This is a genomic window from Compostibacter hankyongensis (genome assembly GCF_039541075.1).
Lineage (GTDB): Bacteria > Bacteroidota > Bacteroidia > Chitinophagales > Chitinophagaceae > Compostibacter > Compostibacter hankyongensis.
In genome coordinates this window covers 28,970-50,907 of sequence record NZ_BAABFN010000003.1, presented here as the reverse complement: position 1 = coordinate 50,907, position 21,938 = coordinate 28,970, and the positions used below count along the sequence as shown (strand labels likewise).

The following is a 21,938-nucleotide window of genomic DNA, read 5'->3' as shown; positions in this document are numbered from 1 at the left end:
TTATTTTCCAAACTATTTCGTCAGCGTCAATGGCCAGCGGCCTTTACTCTTTATCTTTCACCTCTCACAAGACACCCTTCACCTTTCACCCTTCACCTTTTACCTTTCACCTTTCACCTCTCACCTTTTACCTCTTACCTTTCGCCTCTTACCTCTCACCTTTTACCTCTTACCTTTCGCCTCTTACCTCTCACCTTTTACCTTTTACCTCTTACCTTTCGCCTTTCGCCTTTCGCCTTTTACCTTTCACCCCCTCCCGGAATGTTAACAAATGTTAAGACCTTTCCACCCGGCATTTGCGGGCCTCCTGTCGGGTATGCTCCTTTCATCACAATATTTTATAACCCCTCGCCGCTCTGCACTATTTTTGTACTCCTTTTTCCCAAGCGGCAGGTCAGCCGCCGCGGAAAAGAAGACATATTGTCTGGTCATTGACGTCACAACAAGTTGCAATGCGCGAAAGAAAAATATTCCTGGTCGTAATCGGTTTATGGCTGTTATGTCCCTTTGTACTGAAAGCCCAGCAACCCGGCGGACCGGGCGGCGGAGCCCAGAACGGACACGCCTATGGAAAGGTGTTTGACGCCAAAAGCGGCAAGCCCGTCGGGTTTGCCACCGTCGGGATACTGCGTGCAGCCGATTCCGGAACGGTGACCGGCGTGCTCAGCAAGGAGAACGGCAGCTTCGATGTGGAAAAACTTGCCCCGGGCAAGTATCTTCTGCGGATAAACTTCGTCGGTTACGATCCGCTTTACAAAAGCTTCTCCATTACCCCGCAAAGCAGCGACAGGGACCTGGGCAACCTGAAGATCAGTCAAAGTACACATACCCTCGAGGAAACGGTGGTAACGGCGGATAAGAGCGCCTTCAACCTGGCCATCGATAAAAAGGTCTTCAATGTAGAGAAAAGCCTCGTCAGCAAGGGCGGCACCGCCACCGACGCGCTCCGGCAAGTGCCCACGGTGAATGTGGATGTAGACGGCAACGTCACCCTCCGCAACGGCACGCCCACCATCTTCGTAGACGGCCGGGAAAGTCCCCTTACGCTGGATCAGATCCCTTCCGATGAGATACAGGATATCGAGATCATCACCAACCCGTCCGCCAAATACGATGCCTCCGGCATGAGCGGCATCATCAACGTAATTCTGAAAAAAGACCGCAAGCCCGGTATTAACGGCATGGTTATGGGCGGCCTCAGCAACCAGCCCGAATACAACGGGGGGGCAAGCCTGAATATCTATAAAAAGCCGTTTAACCTTTCGCTGAACTATTTCGCCAACTACCGCAAACGTACCCATAAAGGCACCACCAGCCGGCAGAACCTTTCCGACGGCAGCTTCCTGGACCAGAAATCCGATGAGACCGGAAAGGGACCTTTCCAGGTGGGCCGGATCGGGCTCGATTACTTTATGGATAACCGCAATACCTTTAACATACAGGGCGCCATCGGCGGCGGTAACAATACCTCGGACGGAATGCAGTACAACACCTACAGCGGCTCCGGCAAGGTACCGGATTCCTCCAGCATACGCGACACCCGGGAAGACCGCACCTTTCATTTTCTCTCCGGGGAGCTCAACTATACCCATGATTTTGTAAAGGAAAAAGAACAGCTTACCGCCCAGGCCAGCATACGCAGATTCAAAGGTCCGGGTAGCGGCACCTACCAGACCACCTATTTCGGTGAGGAAGGCGAGCAGCTTCGCGATCCTTTCCTGCAGCAGTATGAAAGCGGGGGAAGCGCCACGCTGTATGATTTCCAGTCGGATTATACCAATCCCCTGCGGAACGGAAAAGCCAAGCTGGAAGCCGGAGTCCGGGCCCGGATATCCGACAGCCGGAATTACAGCACCATGAACAACTATGACGATAACGGCAAGGAATATGTAAAGGATCCGCTGGCTTCGTATGATTATAAGTTCCAGCAACGTACTTATGCCGCTTACCTAAATTACGCCGATAAGTTCGGCAAGTTCGGATATCAGGCGGGTCTGCGTTTTGAGCAGTATGAGAACGAAGGCAGAATGCTGGACAGCAATTACTCCTTTTCCTATAGCAAGCCCGGCTTCTTCCCCAGCCTGTTCCTGACACAACAGCTGGGCCAGAACGAGAACCAGCAGCTGCAGCTCAACTATTCCCGCCGGATCGAGCGGCCCGATTTCTGGCAGCTCTCTCCCCGGATCGATTATGAAGATCCGCAGAACCTGCGCCAGGGCAACCCCGAGCTGCTGCCGGAATACACCAACTCCTTTGAGTTTTCCTACAACAACGTTTTCGGAAGCACCAACCTGCTGGCTACCCTTTATTTCAGGAACACCAACAACCTGATCACCTCTTACGTAATACCGATATCCAAAGATACCCTGCTGAGCACCTATGTCAATGCCAACACCAGCAATACCTACGGTGCGGAGATCACGCTCAAGACAGCCCTCACCAACTGGTGGGACGTAACGGCCAACGTGAACGTCTTCCAGACCGATATCGATGCCTCAAAGATACAAAGCAACCTTTCGAACTCCGGCTTCAGCGGCTTCGGCAAGCTCAATTCCGAGACCCGGCTGCCCAAGAATTTTGTCGTGCAGCTCACCGGCGAATACGAAGCGCCCCGCGTGATCCCGCAGGGAAAGATCCGCGGAAACGGCTCTATGGATATCGCCCTCCGGAAAGATTTCCTGAAAAACCGGGCCGCCTCGCTGACACTCAGCCTCTCGGATATCTTCAACACCGAGCAAAGGTTTACCCATACCGTATCGGAAGGATACTTTATCCAGGACGCCACCCGTAAGCGGATGTCGCGGGTTTTCAAGATCAACTTCAGCTACCGCTTCGGAAAGCAGGACGTGGGTCTGTTCAAGCGCAAAGCCAAAACCAAGTCGCAGCAGGGTGGCGGGGATAACAATATGATGATGGATCAGGGCGGCGGAGATATGAACTAATGTCCTTTCCCGCTGAGCATGGGTACAAAGGAAAAATTATCGTAAGCTTCCTCCTCAAAATCATCATCTCCGGTTTTTGTGATCCGGAGCATCCGCTGTCCGGCGGCACCACCGACAGGAATTACCATCATGCCTCCGGTCTTCAGCTGCTCCAGCAGCTTACGGGGTATCTCCGGCGCGGCGGCGGTAACAATCACCCTGTCAAACGGGGCGTAGGTAGGCAGTCCCTCATAACCGTCCCCGTAAAAAAACTTGATAGTCGGGTAGCGGGTACGGAAAATAAAATGCTTTAGCTGTTCGTACAGCTTTTTCTGTCTTTCGATGGTATATACATGAGCGCCCAGCTCCGCCAGCACGCAGGACTGGTAGGCGCTGCCCGTACCGATCTCCAGCACCTTGTCAAAAGGCTTTACTTCCAGCAGCTGGGTCTGGTAAGCTACGGTATAAGGCTGGGAAATGGTCTGCCCCTCCCCGATCGGGAAAGCCCGGTCCTCATAGGCGATGGACTCGAAGGCCGTATCCAGGAAAAAATGACGGGGTATATGCTGGATAGCCTGCAGCACGGCTTCATCGGCAATTCCTTTCTCACGCAGACCTTCCACCAGCTTTGTCCGCATTCCCTTGTGCCGCCAGGTATCTTCATACTTCCTCATGGCGCAAAAATAGCAATTGGACAGGTATAATTTTAGGACATTCGTATGGGTATTCTCTTTTTTTGTCTTTATTTTACTCTGTAATCTTAAATAATCCCATGGAAGCAAATATTCAGGAAAAAGCACAACAGTGGCTGGACGGCCCTTTTGACGAGGCCACGAAAAGCGAGATCAGAAAACTGCAAAAAGAAAATCCGGAGGCCCTTGCCGACGCCTTTTACAAGAATCTGGAATTTGGTACCGGAGGTTTGCGCGGCATCATGGGCGCCGGCACCAACCGCATCAACAAATATACCATCGGCATGGCCACCCAGGGCTTTGCCAACTACCTGAAAAAATCGGTGCAGGGCGAGATCCGCATCGCCATCGCGCACGACAGCCGCAACAACAGCCGCAGCTTTGCCGAGATCACCGCCCAGGTAATGGCGGCCAACGGCATCCGCGTTTTTCTCTTCGAAAGCCTTCGCCCCACGCCCGAACTGTCCTTTACCATACGGCACCTGCGCTGCCACGGCGGCGTGGTCTGCACCGCCTCCCACAACCCCAAGGAATACAACGGTTATAAAGCCTACTGGAGCGACGGCGGGCAGCTGGTGCCGCCCCACGATAAAAACGTAATAGATGAGGTAAACAGGATCACTTCCCCCGAAGCGGTAAAATGGGAAGGACAGGCCGATAACATCACCCTTATCGGACAGGAGGTCGACGATGCCTACCTGGATATGGTAAAAGCGCTGTCGGTAAATCCGGACATCATCAAAAAGCAGCATGACCTGAAGATCGTTTATACCCCCATACACGGCACAGGCATTACCCTCGTGCCTGAGATCCTGAAGCGGTTCGGCTTTACCAGCCTGCACATCGTAGAGGAGCAGGCTACCCCCGACGGCAACTTCCCCACCGTGGTCTACCCCAATCCCGAAGAAGCCGAAGCCATGAGCCTGGGGCTGAAAAAAGCCGAGGAGATCGGAGCGGATATCCTGCTGGGAACCGACCCCGATGCAGACCGTGTAGCCGTTGGCGTTAAAAATCATAAAAACAAATGGATACTGCTGAATGGTAACCAGACCGCCGTACTGCTGTTCAACTACCTGATCAGCGCCCGCAAGCAAAAAGGGATCAGCAGCGATAAGGATTATGTCTGCAAGACCATCGTGACCACCGACCTGATAGACCGCTTTGCAAAAAGCCACGGTATCCGCTGCTTCAATGTGCTGACCGGCTTCAAGTGGATCGCCGAAAAGATCCGAGAGCATGAAGATGAGCTCAACTTCGTCTGCGGAGGAGAGGAATCCTACGGCTATATGATCGGCGACAAAACCCGGGATAAGGATGCCATATCGGCCGTAGCGCTTATCTGCGAGATGGCCGCCGTGGCCAGGGACCGCGGACAGACGCTTTTTGACGAGCTGATCTCCATTTACCAGAGAGAAGGCATGTACCTCGAAAAGCTGCTGTCTATCACCCGCAAGGGGCGCGACGGTGCGGCGGAGATCGCTGCCATGATGCAGCAGTTCCGGGAAAACCCTCCGCGGGCGGTCAACGGCTCTCCGGTTACCGCTATTTATGATTACCAGCTACAGCAGGCAAAAAATCCGAAAGACGGTACAACGGCTCCCATTACCGGTCTCCCGAAATCGAATGTCCTGCAGTTCCTGCTGGCGGACGGCAGCAAGATCTCCGCCCGGCCCTCGGGCACAGAGCCCAAGATCAAATTTTATTTCAGCGTACAGGACGCCCTGCCCGATAAAAGCAGATATGATGAGCTGGATGAGCAGCTGGCCGGCCGGATCGCGGCCATCATAGACGACCTGAAACTGCAATAGCGATGCGCCGCTGCCTGGAGGCCTGCCGTCGCCTGCGGCTCATTGCCGGGATCATGCTTTGCGGCTTCGCGGGCAGGGCGCAGCCGCTCTCCCCTCCCGATACGGTGGTGCCGGGCAGGGTATGGACGGTAGCCGGCGCAGGCATCGCCTTGTATGGCGGCTCCCTGCTGCTGCTTAACCAGTACTGGTACAAAAATTATCCCCGCAGCCATTTTCATTTTTTTAACGACGGTCCGGAATGGTACCAGATGGATAAAGCCGGACATGCATTTACGACGTATACCCTGAGTCGTTATGCCACATCGGTTTGGGAGTGGACCGGCATGACACCCCGAAAAAGCGCATGGATAGGGACCCTTACCGGATTTGGCTACCAGACCGTCGTAGAAATACTGGATGGCTATTCCGCACAGTGGGGGTTCTCCGCAGAAGATATGCTGGCCAATGCGGCCGGCGGCGCCCTGCTGGCGGCGCAGCAGCTGACCTGGGGAGAGCAGCGCATACAGCTGAAATTCTCCGCCCATACCGAATCCTACCGCCGCGATCCCGTATTGCACCGGCGTGCCGAAACGTTGTTCGGAGCCCCTTTTATGGAAAACATCCTGAAGGATTACAACACGCAAACTTACTGGCTGAGCGTCAACCTGCGCGCATGCCTGCCCGGAAGCAACCTGCCGCCCTGGCTGAACCTGGCCTTCGGTTACGGCGGCAAAAACATGTTTGGCGGACGGGATAACATCTGGACGGACGATGAGGGCATCCACCGCGACTACAGCCATCTTCCGCGGCTACGGCAATTCTATGTTTCCCCGGATATTGATTTTACCAAGATACACAGCCGCCACAAAGCCGTGCGCGTGCTGCTGCAGGTGCTCAATACGATCAAGATACCGGCGCCGGCGTTGGAGATCACGTCCAAAGGAAAGGCGCGCTTCCATCCCCTTTATTTCTGAAGCAGGGCGGACTGCACTGCCGCTCCCGCAGGGTACCGGCTCATGCCAGGTAAACCGTCCGGATGCAGCCGTCCCGGATATCCACAGAGATATGCTCCTGCAACGTGGTGGAAAGCGAATACCCGATATAATCCACCAGTACGGGAAATGATTTATGCATGCGGTCCACCAGCACCGCCGTCTGTATTTTCTCGGGCAGCTTTTCCAGCAGCGGCTTCATGGCATACAGCAGGGTACGTCCCGAGTTGGCTACGTCATCCACCACCACTACGGCCGTGCCGTCGAAGTCCGTCGCCGGCACCACCTTTACATCCAGCGGACGGTCCTTGTCCAGCTCCAGGGCAACGGTCCGGATGCGGAAGCCGGCGATCTCCTGCAGCACGGCGGCCAGCATGCCGGCCAGCACCGTTCCGCGGTCCGGAATACCGGCCAGTATGATCTCGGATTTGTCGCTGTTCCGCTCATAAATTTCATAAGCCATCCGGCGGACCTTCCACCGGATTTTTTCCTCGTCCAGGATAATTGTCTGCATAGCCGCAATATTATACATTTTCCGGTATAACGCCATCGTTATATACCGGCATCGGGTACCTGGTTTTTTGGGCTCAATGGACAATTCATGTAAATTAGCCCGGTAAACACAGACCATGCCTCTCCTACAGCAAGTTGCGTTTATCCTTCTACTGACCGTCGCCGTTTATCTGTTTGTCCGGAAAGTGCGGGAAATCAGGCGCAATATATTCCTGGGCAGCAGCACGATGCGCTCCGGATCGGAGCGGCAGCGCTGGCGTAATGTGCTGCTGCTGGCCCTGGGGCAGAAAAAGATGTTCCGGAAATGGATACCCGCCGTGCTGCACCTGCTGGTATATGCCGGCTTCCTCATCATCAACATCGAGATACTGGAGATCGTGCTCGACGGTATCCTGGGCACCCACCGGCTTTTTATGGTCCCGATGGGCGGCAGCTATGTTCTGCTGATCGGTTTTTTTGAAATACTGGCGGTGCTGGTCATCCTGGGATGCGTCTTCTTCCTGGCCCGGCGGAACATCCTTCGGATCCGTCGCTTTCACAGCCCCGAAATGACCCGCTGGCCCAGATCGGACGCCAACATTATCTTGCTTGCCGAGATCGTGCTGATGCTGCTCTTCCTGACCATGAATGCCGCCGACCAGGCCGCACAACGAACCACAAACCCCGGATTGCGGACCGGCACTTTTCCGGTGAGCGGTCTGCTCGCCACCCTGTTCGGCGGGTGGTCTGCCTCCGCCCTCCGGGCCCTGGAGCGGACCTGCTGGTGGCTGCATATTGCGGGGGTGCTGGCCTTCCTGAACTACCTGCCTTATTCCAAGCACCTGCACATCATCCTGGCTTTCCCGGCGGCCTATTACAAGCGGCTGACGCCTTCCGGCGAGATGACCAATATGCCGGCGGTACAGCGGGAGGTAAAGCTGATGCTGGACCCCTCCGCCGCGGCGGACAGCGCAAGCGACGCCCTGCCCGCAAAATTCGGGGCGCGCGACGTTGCCGACCTAAGCCGGAAAAACCTGATGGATGCCTACAGCTGCACCGAATGCGGGCGCTGCACGGCAGCATGTCCGGCCAGCCAGACCGGGAAGCGGCTATCTCCCCGTAAGATCATGATGGATACCCGGGACCGGCTCGAAACGCTGGGAAAGACAAGTCGGGACGCCAGCCCGCCTCAGGATCAGGAAAAGCTGCTCCTCGACGGCTATATCAGCGCCGAAGAGCTGAATGCCTGCACCTCCTGCAGCGCCTGCGTAAAAGAATGCCCCATCGGTCTCGACCCGCTGGATATCATCCTGCAGCTGCGGCGTTACCTGGTCATGGAGGAATCCCGGGCCCCGGCAGCCTGGAACGACATGTTCGGGAACATTGAGAACAACAGGGCCCCCTGGAAGTTCAGCCCCGATGAACGGGAGCAGTGGATAAACTGATTTGGTGATGTGCTGATGTGCTGATTTGGTGATGTAACAATGTGCCAATTTGAGGATGAAGCCACCCCAAAACATTTAAAACTATGATGAAATAAATCATCAAATTATCAAATCACCAAATTATCAAATCGACCCTATGCCTGTAAAGACAATGGCTGAAATGGCCGCCGCGGGCGAATCCCCCGAAGTGCTTTTCTGGGTAGGCTGCGCCGGCAGCTTCGACCAGCGCGCCCAGCGGATCACCCGGGCCTTCGCCGCCATCCTGAAAAAGGCCGGCATCCGCTTTGCCGTTTTGGGGAAAGAAGAAAACTGCACCGGCGACCCCGCCCGCCGCGCGGGCAATGAGCTGCTCTTCCAGCTGATGGCCCAGCAGAACATACAGACGCTCGACAGCTATCATATAAAAAAAATTGTCACGGCCTGTCCGCATTGCTTTAACACCTTAAAAAATGAATATCCCGCGCTGGGCGGTTCCTACGAGGTGATCCATCATAGCGTGTTCCTGCAGCAGCTGATCGACCAGGGCAAGATCCGGCTGAAGGAGGGCGGCGTTTTCCGGGGGAAAAAGATCACCTATCACGACTCCTGCTACCTGGGAAGGGCCAATGATGTCTACGAAGCCCCCAGACAGGTACTGAAAGCCCTGGATGCGGAGCTGGCCGAGATGAAAAGCTGCCGCAGCCGGGGCCTGTGCTGCGGCGCCGGCGGCGGACAGGCATTTAAGGAAGAGGAAAAAGGCAAGCTCCGGGTCAGCCAGCTCCGGGTCCGGCAGGCCGTGAGCACCGGGGCCGCCGTTATTGCCTCCGCCTGTCCCTTCTGCATGACCATGCTCAGCGACGGCATAAAGACCGAAAACAGGGAAGAGCAGGCAGAAGTGCTCGACATCGCCGAACTGGTGGTGCAAAGCCTGGAAGACGACCCCAATTTATTTGCATAAATCCGGTTCCAAAACTGTACTTTTGTGCCTTCCGGGAAGAAGGGTAAGCCGGCCCGCAGGGCATCAAAGGCCTTGTGCCACGGCAATGGACACGGAGAAAACAGGCTGGCGGACCAACGGGGATGTGCAAGACGAACCCGTGTCCCTCAAAAAGACAAACAGGTTCAAGTGAAAAAAGTAAAAAACATCGCGGTACTAACTTCCGGAGGTGACGCTCCCGGTATGAATGCCGCCATCAGGGCGGTCGTGCGAACAGGTATTTATCACAAGCTGAATGTTTTCGGGGTTATGTATGGCTACAGGGGCATGATCCAGGACGATATCGTGCCCATGGACTCCAAATCGGTAGCCAATATCATACAACGCGGGGGAACGATCCTCAAAACCGCCCGCAGCAAAGAATTCTTCACCCCCGAAGGGCGGAAAAAAGCCTACGAGAACCTGAAGAAACGCGGCGTGGACGGCCTGGTGGTGATCGGCGGCGACGGCTCCTTCAAAGGCGCCCACGTTTTCAGCCAGGAATTCGGCATTCCCTGCATCGGGCTCCCCGGCACCATCGACAAAGACATTTCCGGCACCGACTTTACCATCGGTTTCGATACGGCGGCCAACACCGCCATCAGCGCCATTGACAAGATCAGGGATACGGCAGATGCGCACGATCGTCTTTTTATCGTCGAGGTCATGGGGCGCGATGCGGGATACATCGCCCTGTACAGCGGTCTTGCCACGGGCGCAGAGCATATTATGGTACCCGAACGTCCTTCGGATATCGAAAACATCGTAGCGGCGCTGCAGGATAACGAACGGCGGAAGAAGCTGGTGAACATCATCGTGGTGGCGGAAGGCTGTCCCCACGGAAGCGCCACCGAGATGGCGGAAGTGGTCCGGAGGGAAATCCCCAGCTTCGACACCCGCGTCTGCATCCTGGGGCATATCCAGCGCGGCGGCTCCCCCTCCTGCATGGACCGCATCATTGCCAGCCGTCTGGGCTATGCGGCCGTAAAAGCCCTCCTGGAAGGTAAATACCAGAGCCATATGGCGGGTGTCATCAACAACGAGGTGCGGTACACCCCTTTCGAACAGGCCATCAAGACCACCGAGCAGATCGGGGAAGAATGGTTCGGTCTTTACCGCATACTGGCCAGCTGATCGATGGCCCCGCCGCACCCTGCAACGGGCTGCCGCCTTAAGATCATACGTAGTATAAACATACCTTATTAGATTATGACGAAATCACGCGATCTTTCCAAGTACGTCGACAAAAGCATGAACCATGCCGCCGGACGTTCTCACTCAGCCCACAAAACAAAAATCGTGGCCACCGTCGGCCCGGCCTCCAGCAGGTACGACCAGCTGCTGTCGCTGGTGCAGGCCGGAGTGAACGTCTTCCGGCTCAACTTCTCCCACGGCACTTACGAAGACAAACTGGAAGTGATCGGGCATATTCGGAAGATCAACCATACGGAGCCTTACAACGTAGCCATCCTGGCCGACCTGCAGGGACCCAAGCTGCGGGTGGGCCTCATCGAAAACAACGCCCTGCCCGTAGCGCCGGGGGACATCCTTACGTTTACCAACGAAAAATGCACCGGCACCAAGGAAAAGATATATGTATCCTACCCCAATCTGCATAATGATGTGAAGATCGGGAACAAGATCCTGATCGACGACGGCAAGATAGAAGTGCTGGTAAAAGAAGTTACGCCGAACAACGAGGTGAAGGTAATGGTGACCATCGGCGGCATCCTTTCCTCCAACAAGGGCGTCAACCTGCCGGATACGCGGATATCCCTGCCGGCCATGACCGAAAAGGACATCAAGGACCTGGACTTCGCCATCGCTCAGAAAGTGGACTGGGTAGCCCTCTCTTTTGTGCGGAACGTGAACGACATCGTAGGGTTGCGGGCCCGCCTCGAAGAAAACAAAAGCGATATCAAGATCATCGCCAAGATCGAAAAGCCCGAGGCCATCACCAATATCCGCGAGATCATCCTCGAATCGGACGGCATCATGATCGCGCGGGGCGACCTGGGCGTGGAGCTGCCCGTGGAGCAGATACCCATGATCCAGAAAAGCATCATTCGCAAATGCATCCACCGCGCCAAGCCGGTGATCGTGGCTACCCAGATGATGGAAAGCATGATGGAGCGCACCAAGCCGAACCGGAGCGAGATCACCGATGTGGCCAATGCCGTGCTGGAGGGCGCCGACGCCGTCATGCTCAGTGGTGAAACCGCCATGGGGCAGCACCCTACCTTGGTGATCGAAACCATGACCAAGATCATCGAAGAGGTGGAGAAAGAGGACATCATCTACAACCGTAACCTCACGCCCAAACAGCATTCCCCTTCCTTTATCAGCGATGCGCTCTGCTACAATGCCTGCCGCATCGCCGAGGATGTCAATTCCGACGCGCTGATCGGCATGACCCAAAGCGGCTATACCGCCTTTATGCTGAGCAGCTACCGTCCGAAGGCGCCGCTCTACATCTTTACCAAGGTACAGAGCCTGGTGAACCAGCTCAGCCTGAGCTGGGGGGTACGGGCCTTTTACTATGCGGAAGAGGAAAGCGTAGACGCCATTATTTTTGACCAGATCGAAATCCTGAAGGAACGCGGCTTTCTGCAGGAAGACGATGTGGTGGTCAACACCGGCAGCATACCCGTCCAGAAGCACATGCAGACCAATATGATCAAGGTCACCCGGGTGGAATAACAACTAATATTTCCCTGCGCCGCAACTCCCCGCAACATTGGTAAAGATTTTGCGATTGGTTACTTTTGTATCGTAAAATCATATCCCAAAACCAGCGGCCGCCTGAAAAGAACCCTCAAAATAATATCCATTGTCCTTTTTTCCATACTGGGACTACTGCTGCTGGCCACGGTACTGATCAATATCCCCCCCGTTCAGAACTTCCTGGTCCGGGAGGCTACCAACCGTCTCTCCCGTACCCTGCATACCCGCGTCAGTATCCGGCATGTGAGCCTACGGCTTTTCGACCGTCTCTCCCTCGACGGGGCTTACCTTGAAGACAGACATAAAGATACGCTTTTGTATGCGGGCCGGCTGGAAGTAGCCGTAAACGACTTCTTTTTCCTGAAAGCGAAAACCGACTTCCGCCGGATATACCTGAAGGATGCCGTTGTCAACCTGCGCCGCCATAAAGGCGATTCCACCTGGAATTACCAGTTCCTGCTCGACGTATTTGCCTCCCCGGATACCAGCGGCAGCCAGCCGCCTCCCAACCTGGCCCTGCGCCGCCTCAGCCTGGAAAACGTACGGCTGAACAAAACCGATGCCTGGCTCGGCCAGGACATGTTCGCCGATATCGGCACCCTGCAGCTCGATGCCCGCAGCCTCGATCTGCGGAAGCACCGCCTGCTGATCCATACCCTGAAGCTGGACCACCCGGTCTTCGTGATCGCAGACTATACCGGTTCCCGGCCTCCCCGTCCCGCAGCAGCTGCTTCCCCCGGCACTGCGCCTGAGGCCGACAGCTCCGGCGCCCTGCGCTGGAACCCGGACCACTGGGATATCCGCGTAGACAAGCTGGAACTGGCAAAGGGGGCTTTTGCCCTCATCAAAAAAGAACAGCCGAAGCTGAACAGCGGTTTCGACCCGGCCCATATTGCCGTATATGATATCAACGCCAGCTTCGACGACCTCCACTTGCGGGACGACTCCATCATCACCGGCGTCAGCCTCTCGGCAAAGGAACGCTGCGGCCTCCGCATCGATCAGCTGAAATCCCGCTTCAAGCTGTCGCCCGTACAGATGGAATTTGCCGACCTGGATCTCCGTACCAACCGCAGCCGTCTCAGGGATTACTACAGCATGAACTTCAGCGATTTCAGCGATATGAGCGATTATGTGAGCAGCGTGATCATGCGGGCCAACATCAAAAACTCCGTGATCTCCTCCGACGATATCGCTTATTTCGCCCCGGCGCTTTCTACCTGGAAAAAGGATTTTACCGTAAACGGCAATGCGGACGGCACGGTGGAGAACCTCAGCGGCACCTTCTCAGAGATCCGTTCCGGCGATTCCCGTCTCCGGGGCCGGATAAAAATGCGGGGACTTCCCGACATCAACGAAACCTTTATCGACTTCCATGCCGACGAGCTGCTCACCAACGGCCCCGATATACAACGCTTTTTTTCCGCAGTACAGGAACAGCAGACCATCGACCCTTCCCTGCTCAGCTCCATACGTTTTGAAGGCAACTTTACCGGCTTTATTCACGATTTCGTGGCTTACGGAAAATTCAACACCAACCTGGGCAACCTGCAATCGGACCTGAACATGAAATTCGGGAAAAATAACAGGGCCGTGGTCTATTCCGGGAACCTGTCGGCCGACCGGTTCGATGTCGGCAAGCTCTTCCACATCGCCCGGGCGGGCGCCGCCAGCTTCAATGCCAAGCTGGACGGACAGGGGTTCGACTTTAATACCCTGAATGCCCGGGTCGACGCCAATATCAGCCAGCTGGAGCTCAACGATTATACCTACGAAGGCATCAGCACGGCCGGTACCTTTAACCGGAAGCTTTTCAACGGCTCCCTTGCTGTGGCCGATCCCAACCTGGACTTGAATTTCGAGGGCGCCATCGATTTCAATGACAGCCTGCCCATCTTCAACTTCCGCTCTCTCATCAACCGCAGCAACCTGTATGCCCTCCACCTCACGCGCGACACGGTTACCTTCAGCGGCAGGCTGAACCTGGACTTCACCGGCAACAATATCGACAACTTCCTGGGTACGGCACGGCTGCGTGAAATCTCGCTGTACAAGAACAGCAACCGCGTGGAAATCGATTCGCTCTCCCTGCACTCCGACGTCGTGAACGGTGAAAAACAGCTTACCCTTGCCGGTAATGAAATAGCCGGCACCCTCCGGGGCCGGTTCAATATCCAGCATCTTCCCGATGCCGTGGGCTCCCTGCTGAACCGTTATTTTCCCCATAAGATAAAAAAACCGGAAGGTCCCCTCCTCCCGGAAAACTTTTCCTTCACCCTCTCCCTGGGGAAGGTGGAAAAGATGCTGCAGGCCGTATCCGGCCGCTTCAGCGGCCTTAACGACAGCTATATCCGCGGTAATATCAATACCGGCAGCGATTCGCTGACGCTGACCGCCTCCGTTCCTTCTTTCGGGTACGATCGCTACCTGTTCAAAGACATTGAAATCAGCGGACGCGGAACCGACAGCATGCTGGGCCTCACCACCACCATGCAGGGGGTATATGTGGGTGACAGCCTGTTTCTCCCCAATGCGCGGATCAGGACCGTATCCCATGCAGATACTTCTTATATCAACTTCAGGACAAAATCCAACACCTCCGGGAACAATGCGGATATCTATGCCCGCCTGATCACCCCGGAAGACGGATACAAGGTGAGCATCCTGAACTCCGAGCTGCTGATCAACAACAAGGACTGGCATATCCCCTCAGACAACGAGATCATCCTGCAAAAAAGATCCGTCAGCGTCAGCAACTTCAACATCTTTCACAACGATCAGAAGATCAGCCTCAGCTCCGAAAAGACCGATTCGGGCGCAGCCCCTGCTTTTCTGGTCAATGTGCAGCAGGTCAATATCCGGGATTTCACCCGCTTCTTCAGCGGCGACAACCGGCTGGAAGGCACCGTCAACGGGCAGTTTCGCGTGCTGGACCCGCTCAACAAGCTGCAGATCAGCGGGGGACTGAAAGCCGACCGCTTCCGGATCAACAACGACTCTATCGGTTTGCTCGAGACCCGCGCCGCTTATGACAAAGAAAAAGGCGAGCTCGAATGGAGCGTGGAAAAACAGGACGACCCGGCCCGTAACTTCTCCATGAAAGGCCTGGTCGGGCTTACGGCGGATAACAAGCAGCTAAAAGGAGAGTTCAACCTGAACCATACCGATATCAGCCTGCTGGGATCCTTCCTGGGCGACTATGTCAGCGAGTTCAGCGGCACCGGTACGGGACAGCTGTCGCTGGGCGGCAATACCGAAAGCCCGCTGCTATTGGGCAAGGTGCGAATGGACAGCGTGCGGCTTAAGGTAAACTACCTGGGCACCTACTACCGCTTTACCAACGAAACCATCACCTTTACCGACAACGCCATAGACGCCGGCTCGCTTACCCTGCACGACGACATGGGGCATACCGCCGTGCTGACCGGAAAAGCCACCCACCAGCATTTCAAAAACCTGCGCTTCGATTTCAGCGTGCTCGGAAGCAACTTTCGCTTTCTCAACACCACCGAAAAGGACAATCCCCTTTACTACGGACAGGTATTTGCCTCCGGCCGCCTGCATTTCTATGGCCCGCTGAACAATATGCAGATGGATGTTACCGTGGCGCCGCAGAAAAACACCCATCTTTACCTGCCGCTCTCCGATGCAAAGGATATCGGCAAGCATGATTTTATCATTTTCCAGCAGCTGGGCAAGGAAATGAAAAGCACCCAGTCCGGCAATGCCGTAAAGACCAACCTCACCGTTCACCTGAACGCCGTCATGAACCCGAACGCTACCATTGATGTGATCGTGGATCCCAACAGCGGCGACCGCATCAGCGCCCGCGGCAACGGCTCCCTGCAGATGAACGTACGGGTGGGGGGCGACTTCAGCCTCTACGGCAATTATGTGATCGAAAGCGGTTTCTACAACTTCTCCTTTCACAACCTGCTGAACCGCAAATTCCAGATCAACGAAGGCGGTACCATCACCTGGAGCGGAGATCCCTCCGACGCCAATGTCAACATTACCGCCGTATATCATGTGCCGGGCGGCGCTACCCTGTATGACCTGATCGCGGCCGACATGGAAGTCAGCGGCAGCACCATCAACCCCACTCCGCAGGACCGCCAGCGCGAAAAAGTGGATGTGCTGCTCAATCTGAAAGGATCCCTGAAAAAACCCGACATCACCTACGATATCCAGCTGCCCGAATCGGGTATCAGCACCAGCGTCTTTGCCACTGCCAAGCTGGTGCAGATCCGGCAAAACCCCAACGACCTGCTGACCCAGGTTACGGGCCTTCTTTTCGCGGGGCAGTTTATTCCTTCGGCCTCGGCTACCAGCGGGGGGGTGCTCCGCGCCGGCGGGCTCAGCAATGCCGGCATGTGGGTATCCTCACAGCTGAACGGCGTGCTGAACAACGTCTTCGGACGCCAGCTCCGGAACGCCGGCGTGGACCTCAACTTCAACTACAACACTTACTCCGGCACTGCCGGCGGGGAACAGGGCGATCCGCTCCAGCGTAACGACGTACAGCTGAACGTAGGAAAAAGCTTTTTTAACAACCGGGTAAGGGTGGAAGTAGGGCCTTCTATCGACTGGGGACGATATAACAATACCGCCAATAACCAGATCGGCTCCAACAGCTATTTCGCCGGGGATTTCCGCCTGGAATATCTCATTTCCCCCGATGGGCATTTCCGGTTCTTCGCCTTCAGCCGGAACAACTACGACGTGCTGCGCAACCAGAGTCTTACCCGCAATGGGGTGGGCATGGCCTATCGCCGGGAATTTGATGCGCTGGATGAATTTTTTGTCTCCCGCAGGGAACAGCGGTACCAGGATTCTATACGTGCGCAGCGTTTCCGGGAGCTGCAGGAAAAAGCCATGCAGGAAGATACTTCGCATATCGACAGTATCCGGCAGGCCGCACGGCCGGACAGTCTGCAACCCTCGACCAAGCCCCCGGGCGGCCTCCGGACATCGCCTATCCTCTTCAAGGACAGTCTGCCGGGCACGCAGCAGGCGCCTCCGGCGGATACCGCCGCCGCCCAATAAAGACGCAGAAGAATAAACCGGCTATCCCTTCAGGATCTCGTGCCCCATCTTGTCCCGTTTGGTCTGCAGGTAAAAGGCATTATGCGGATTGGGACATACTTCTATAGGCACATTCTCCACGATTTCCAGCCCGTAACCGCTCAGACCCGCCCGCTTTTTCGGGTTGTTCGTCATCAGCCGTATCTTGGTGATGCCCAGGTAACGGAGTATCTGGGCCCCGATGCCGTAATCGCGTTCGTCCATCCGGAAGCCGAGCTCCAGGTTGGCCTCGACGGTATCTTTTCCCTGCTCCTGCAGCTTGTAAGCTTTTAGTTTATTGATCAGGCCGATACCGCGTCCTTCCTGGTTCATATACAGCACCAGTCCCTTGCCTTCCTGCTCCACCATCTCCATGGCGGCATGCAGCTGCTCCCCGCAGTCGCAACGCAGGGAATGCAGGATATCTCCCGTAAAGCAGGAAGAATGCACCCGCAGCAGCACCGGCTCCCCTTCCTCCCAGTTGCCCTTCTTCAACGCCATATGGACTTCGCCGGTATTGAGCTGGCGGAAAGCAATAAGCTCAAAATTGCCATACTGGGTGGGCATCTGTACCCGGACCTCTTCCGCGATCTGGGTCTCCTTCTGCATCCGGTAGGCGATGAGGTCGCGGATGGCGATCAGCTTCAGATCGAATTTCCGTGCGATCTCCCGGAGCTCGGGAAGGCGGGCCATGGTACCGTCCTCGTTCATGATCTCCACCAGCACGCCGGCCGGCTCAAAACCCGCCAGGCGGGCCAGATCGATCGTGGCCTCCGTATGACCGGTACGGCGCAGCACGCCTTCTTTCCGGGCGCGCAGCGGGAAGATGTGCCCGGGACGGGCCAGGTCGTCCGGCCGGGTATCCGGGTCCACCAGCGACAGCACGGTCTTGGCGCGGTCGTGCGCCGAAATACCCGTAGTGCAGCCATGCCCCAGCAAATCCACCGATACGGTAAAAGGCGTCTGGTGGAGGGCGGTATTCCTGCCCACCATCATATCCAACCCGAGATGGTCGCAGATATCCTCGGAAAGGGGAGCACAGATCAGTCCCCGGCCGTGGTGCGACATAAAATTGATGATTTCCGGGGTCACATTCCGCGCAGCGGTGACAAAATCGCCCTCATTTTCGCGATTTTCATCGTCCACCACAATCACCAGCTTTCCCAGCTTAATATCCGCTATCGCAGCTTCTATAGTATCCAACATATCGTTAAAGTTAAAACGGCCTCCTGTAAGCCGAAGCAAAGGTATAACAATCCGGGCTATTGGTTTGGTTCACAGTAAGGTGAAAGCCAAAAGGTAAAGAGTAAAAGGCTCTCTTGCTGAAAATGCGCATTTTATGCATAAAAATCCCAGGCGGTCCATGACTACCGACCCATGACCCCGCCCCCAAACCCCGCAGTTCATAATTTGTTAATTTTTCACGCGGGGGTCGTGCCCGAATATTTCCGTTCTTTGTATCGGAATAAACTGCACTTTTATGAAATCGCTAAGAATTCTACTATTCGTTTTTTCCCTCCTTTCCTGTATGATTACCGCCTCCGCCCAGGTAACCACGTCTGCCATCAACGGCAGGGTCACCGGCGGTGACGGCTCCGGTCTCCCCGGCGCTACGGTAGTAGCTGTTCACGGCCCTACCGGCACCCGCTACGGCACCGTCACCGATGCCTCGGGTTTTTACAATCTGCCCAATATGAACGTGGGCGGACCGTACACGCTCAACGTTACCTTTCTGGGCTATAATGAATACAAGGAAGAAGGCATCAACCTCACCCTGGGTCAGACCTCGCGGTTCAATGTCAAGCTGACCGAAAAAAGCGCTACCCTCGGCGAAGTGGAAGTGAGGGCCGACCGTAATAATCTCTTTGACGGTAACCATACCGGCGTCAGCACCACCCTCAGCCGGCAGCAACTCGAAGCCCTGCCTACCGTGGGACGGAACTATACCGATTTCGTACGCATGACCCCGCAGGCCCAGATCACCAAAGACGGCGGCGGTAACCCGGGCGTATCCATTGCCGGCATGAACAGCCGCTATAATGCCATCACGGTAGACGGCGCCATCCAGAACGACGTGTTCGGGCTGGCCGGCAACGGGGCCAACGGCGGACAGATCGGCATCTCTCCCTTCGGCATGGATATCATCGACCAGATCACTATAAATGTCACCCCTTACGATGTAAAGCAGGGCGGTTTCGCCGGAGGCGCTATCGATGCGGTGACCCGTTCGGGCACCAATGATTTCCAGGGATCTGCCTATTATCTTTTCCGGAATGAGGACCTGGCCGGCAAGAAACCGACAGACAACCCCGACGAGAAGCCGGAGAAGTTTGCTCCCTTCAGCTCCAAAACTTATGGGCTGCGGCTCGGCGGGCCTATTGTAAAGGACAAGCTGTTTTTCTTTGCCAATGTGGAGATCGACCGGAGAGAAACGCCTCAGCCGTTCACCTACACCACCTATGCCGACGGCAAAGGGGCGGATGCTGCCAGTCAGGATGATCTCGCGCAGTTGATCGCCAAGCTAAAGGGATACGGCTATGATCCGGGCGGCTACGAAAGCAATACCGAGTCCCTGGACGGTACCAAGCTGTTTGCCCGTATCGACTGGAACATCAGCGACAAGCATAAATTTACCATCCGTCACCAATATACACACGGCAACAGCATCAGCCCCGCCAACTCCAGCGCCAGCAGCATTGCCTTCGCCAACGAAGGCATCGCCTTTCCTTCCACCACAAACGCTACTACCGCCGAGCTGAAAAGCCTCTTTAACAACAAGGTCTCCAACGATCTGCTCGTGGGTGTCAACATCGTGCGGGACGACCGGAAGCCTATGGGAAAAGAATTTCCCCATGTCGGCATCCAGAAAGAAGGCGTATACTTCGGCAGTGAGGAATTTTCTACGGCCAACCTGCTGAAACAGGACGTCATCACCCTTACGGATAACGTACAGCTTTACCAGGGCAAACATACCATTACCCTGGGTACGCACAACGAGTACTACAACATGTACAACGTCTTTATCCGTCAGAACTACGGATCCTATACCTTTGCCAATCTCGACGACTTCCTGAACGACCGGCCGGCTACGGCCTATAACCGCACCTTCTCTGCGCTGGACAACAAGACGGGCGACAACACCAAGGCCGCCGCCGAGTTCAAGGCCCTGCAGCTGGGACTGTATGCACAGGACGACTACCAGCTCAGCGAACGTTTTAAGCTGACCTTCGGTCTGCGGGCGGACATGCCCATCATGCTGGATCAGCCCGCCGAAAACAAAGATTTCAATGAAAACGTCCTTCCCAAGCTGAAGCTGCCGGACGGCAAAGCGGTCAACGCCCGCACCGGGGAAGCCTTCAAGGCGGTTCCGCTGCTTTCTCCCCGCATCTCGTTCAACTGGGATGCAGACGGAGACAAGACCACCCAGCTGCGGGGCGGGGTAGGCATCTTTACCAGCCGCATCCCTTATGTATGGCTGGGCAGTCCCTACAATACCAATGGCGTTACCCTCGGCGGCATCTCCTGGCAAAATACCGACAACAACGGGGATCCCATCCAATTCATTCCCGATTGGCAGCAGCAGCCCACCGTTACTGCCGCTCCTTCTGGCGAGGTAGACATGCTGGACCGCGACTTTAAGCTGCCCCAGGTGCTGAAAGCAAGCCTCGCTGTAGACCGGAAGCTGCCCTGGGGTATCGTGGGCACCCTCGAAGGCATCTACACCAAAAACCTCAATAACGTCCTGTACTACAATCTGCGGTACAACCCCAGCGGCAAGACGCTGACCGGTGAAAGCGGCGACCACCGCACGATCTGGCAGGATGTCGGCACCGGAGTGCTGCAGCACTATACCGATATCATGTACGTCACCAATACAAACAAAGGTTACGCGTACAACATCAGCCTGCAGCTGCAGAAATCGTTTGACAACGGCTTCTTTGCCAGCGTGGGATACACCTATGGCAGCTCGAAATCCATGAACGACGGACAGTCATCGCAAAACAGCTCTCAGTGGCGGGTACCGAATATCAACGGCAAGAACGATGTAAACCTCTCCTACTCCATCTATAACCTGGGCTCCCGCGTGGTAGCCGCTGTTTCCTACCGGAAGGCATACGCTAAACACTTTGCCACCACCCTTTCGCTGTTCTATAACGGCCAGTCCGGCGCACCGTTCTCCTACGGATACTACAATGCCGCCAAGAACCAAAGCGTTACCATGGACGGAGACTACGGCACCAGCCTGAATATCATGTATATCCCCAAAGACCGCAATGATATCAACCTCGTACCCTATACCGACAATAACGGGACCGTGCATAGCGTCGATGAGCAATGGGAAGCCCTGAACAAGTTTATTGAGAAAAACAAATACCTCAGCGATCGCCGGGGTCAGTATGCGGAAAAATTTGCCGCCCGCACCCCCTTCACCAGTATCCTGGACCTGCACTTCGCCCAGGAATTCTTTATGGATCAGCAAAACGGGAAACGCCATACCCTGGAGGTGACCTTTGATGTGTTCAACCTGGGGAACCTGATCAACAAAAAATGGGGTCGGATATATACCAACTATGCCGGCATGAGCTACGGCAATTACGGGCTGGTGGATTTCGCCGGTTTCGAAGCAGACGGCACCACCCCTACCTTCAACTATAAGGATACGCCCGCCAAATCGCAATACAAAACCGTGGCCAATATCGACGATATCGGGCTGCAAAGCTCCCGCTGGCAGGGCCAGATCGGACTGCGCTATACTTTTGAATAAGAAAGGCACCGAATACGAAAACCCCGGATAGCACAAAAAAACGGCCTGTACACGCGTACGGGCCGTTTTCTTTAGACCATCAGCGTCGGTTACCGGCAAAA

General features: G+C 55.6%; 12 protein-coding genes. 9 read left to right on the top strand and 3 right to left on the bottom strand.

Features of this window, described 5'->3' with window-relative positions:
• The first annotated feature begins 452 nt into the window (after nt 1-452).
• Nucleotides 453-2,942: a TonB-dependent receptor gene (locus tag ABD851_RS09055; RefSeq protein ID WP_344978292.1), complete on the top strand. Its 2,490-nt coding sequence runs from the start codon at nt 453-455 to the stop codon at nt 2,940-2,942.
• On the opposite strand, the gene ABD851_RS09050 is transcribed toward ABD851_RS09055, so the two are convergent.
• Nucleotides 2,939-3,595, bottom strand: a complete 657-nt coding sequence (locus ABD851_RS09050) for a protein-L-isoaspartate(D-aspartate) O-methyltransferase (protein WP_344978294.1) — start codon at nt 3,593-3,595, stop codon at nt 2,939-2,941. The two genes, ABD851_RS09055 and ABD851_RS09050, sit on opposite strands and share 4 nt — an antisense overlap.
• A 98-nt stretch (nt 3,596-3,693) precedes the next feature.
• Here ABD851_RS09050 and ABD851_RS09045 point away from each other — a divergent pair, with 98 nt between their 5' ends.
• Both ABD851_RS09045 and ABD851_RS09040 read left to right on the top strand, forming a co-directional pair.
• Complete coding sequence (locus tag ABD851_RS09045) at nt 3,694-5,421, top strand: phospho-sugar mutase (RefSeq protein ID WP_344978296.1); 1,728 nt, start codon at nt 3,694-3,696, stop codon at nt 5,419-5,421.
• Nucleotides 5,422-5,423: 2 nt separating this feature from the next.
• A complete protein-coding gene (locus tag ABD851_RS09040; protein ID WP_344978299.1) occupies nt 5,424-6,374 on the top strand; it encodes a DUF2279 domain-containing protein in 951 nt (316 codons plus the stop codon).
• Between the two features lie 40 nt (nt 6,375-6,414).
• Here ABD851_RS09040 and ABD851_RS09035 read toward each other — a convergent pair whose 3' ends face one another.
• Nucleotides 6,415-6,906 (bottom strand): phosphoribosyltransferase family protein, encoded by a 492-nt coding sequence (locus tag ABD851_RS09035; protein ID WP_344978301.1) that lies wholly within the window; start codon nt 6,904-6,906, stop codon nt 6,415-6,417.
• 115 nt (nt 6,907-7,021) lie between these two features.
• On the opposite strand from ABD851_RS09035, the gene ABD851_RS09030 reads away from it, so the two are divergent.
• The 5 genes from ABD851_RS09030 to ABD851_RS09010 all read left to right on the top strand — a co-directional run bounded on the left by ABD851_RS09030 (nt 7,022) and on the right by ABD851_RS09010 (nt 17,054).
• The gene (locus ABD851_RS09030; protein ID WP_344978303.1) at nt 7,022-8,329 is read left to right on the top strand and encodes a 4Fe-4S dicluster domain-containing protein; all 1,308 of its coding nucleotides are present in this window, start codon (nt 7,022-7,024) and stop codon (nt 8,327-8,329) included.
• A gap of 136 nt (nt 8,330-8,465) precedes the next feature.
• Nucleotides 8,466-9,266: a (Fe-S)-binding protein gene (locus ABD851_RS09025; RefSeq protein ID WP_344978306.1), complete on the top strand. Its 801-nt coding sequence runs from the start codon at nt 8,466-8,468 to the stop codon at nt 9,264-9,266.
• A 168-nt stretch (nt 9,267-9,434) separates the two neighbouring features.
• Nucleotides 9,435-10,418: a 6-phosphofructokinase gene (pfkA, locus tag ABD851_RS09020; RefSeq protein ID WP_344978308.1), complete on the top strand. Its 984-nt coding sequence runs from the start codon at nt 9,435-9,437 to the stop codon at nt 10,416-10,418.
• Between the two features lie 75 nt (nt 10,419-10,493).
• Nucleotides 10,494-11,984 (top strand): pyruvate kinase, encoded by a 1,491-nt coding sequence (gene pyk, locus ABD851_RS09015; RefSeq protein WP_344978310.1) that lies wholly within the window; start codon nt 10,494-10,496, stop codon nt 11,982-11,984.
• A gap of 267 nt (nt 11,985-12,251) precedes the next feature.
• Entirely contained in the window at nt 12,252-17,054 is a 4,803-nt protein-coding gene (locus tag ABD851_RS09010; protein ID WP_344978312.1) for a translocation/assembly module TamB domain-containing protein, read from the top strand.
• A 21-nt stretch (nt 17,055-17,075) separates the two neighbouring features.
• On the opposite strand, the gene ABD851_RS09005 is transcribed toward ABD851_RS09010, so the two are convergent.
• The gene (locus ABD851_RS09005; protein ID WP_344978315.1) at nt 17,076-18,278 is read right to left on the bottom strand and encodes a bifunctional 3,4-dihydroxy-2-butanone-4-phosphate synthase/GTP cyclohydrolase II; all 1,203 of its coding nucleotides are present in this window, start codon (nt 18,276-18,278) and stop codon (nt 17,076-17,078) included.
• A gap of 274 nt (nt 18,279-18,552) precedes the next feature.
• Between ABD851_RS09005 and ABD851_RS09000 the strand changes: the two genes are divergently transcribed.
• Nucleotides 18,553-21,837 (top strand): TonB-dependent receptor, encoded by a 3,285-nt coding sequence (locus ABD851_RS09000; RefSeq protein WP_344978317.1) that lies wholly within the window; start codon nt 18,553-18,555, stop codon nt 21,835-21,837.
• The last annotated feature ends 101 nt before the right edge of the window (nt 21,838-21,938 follow it).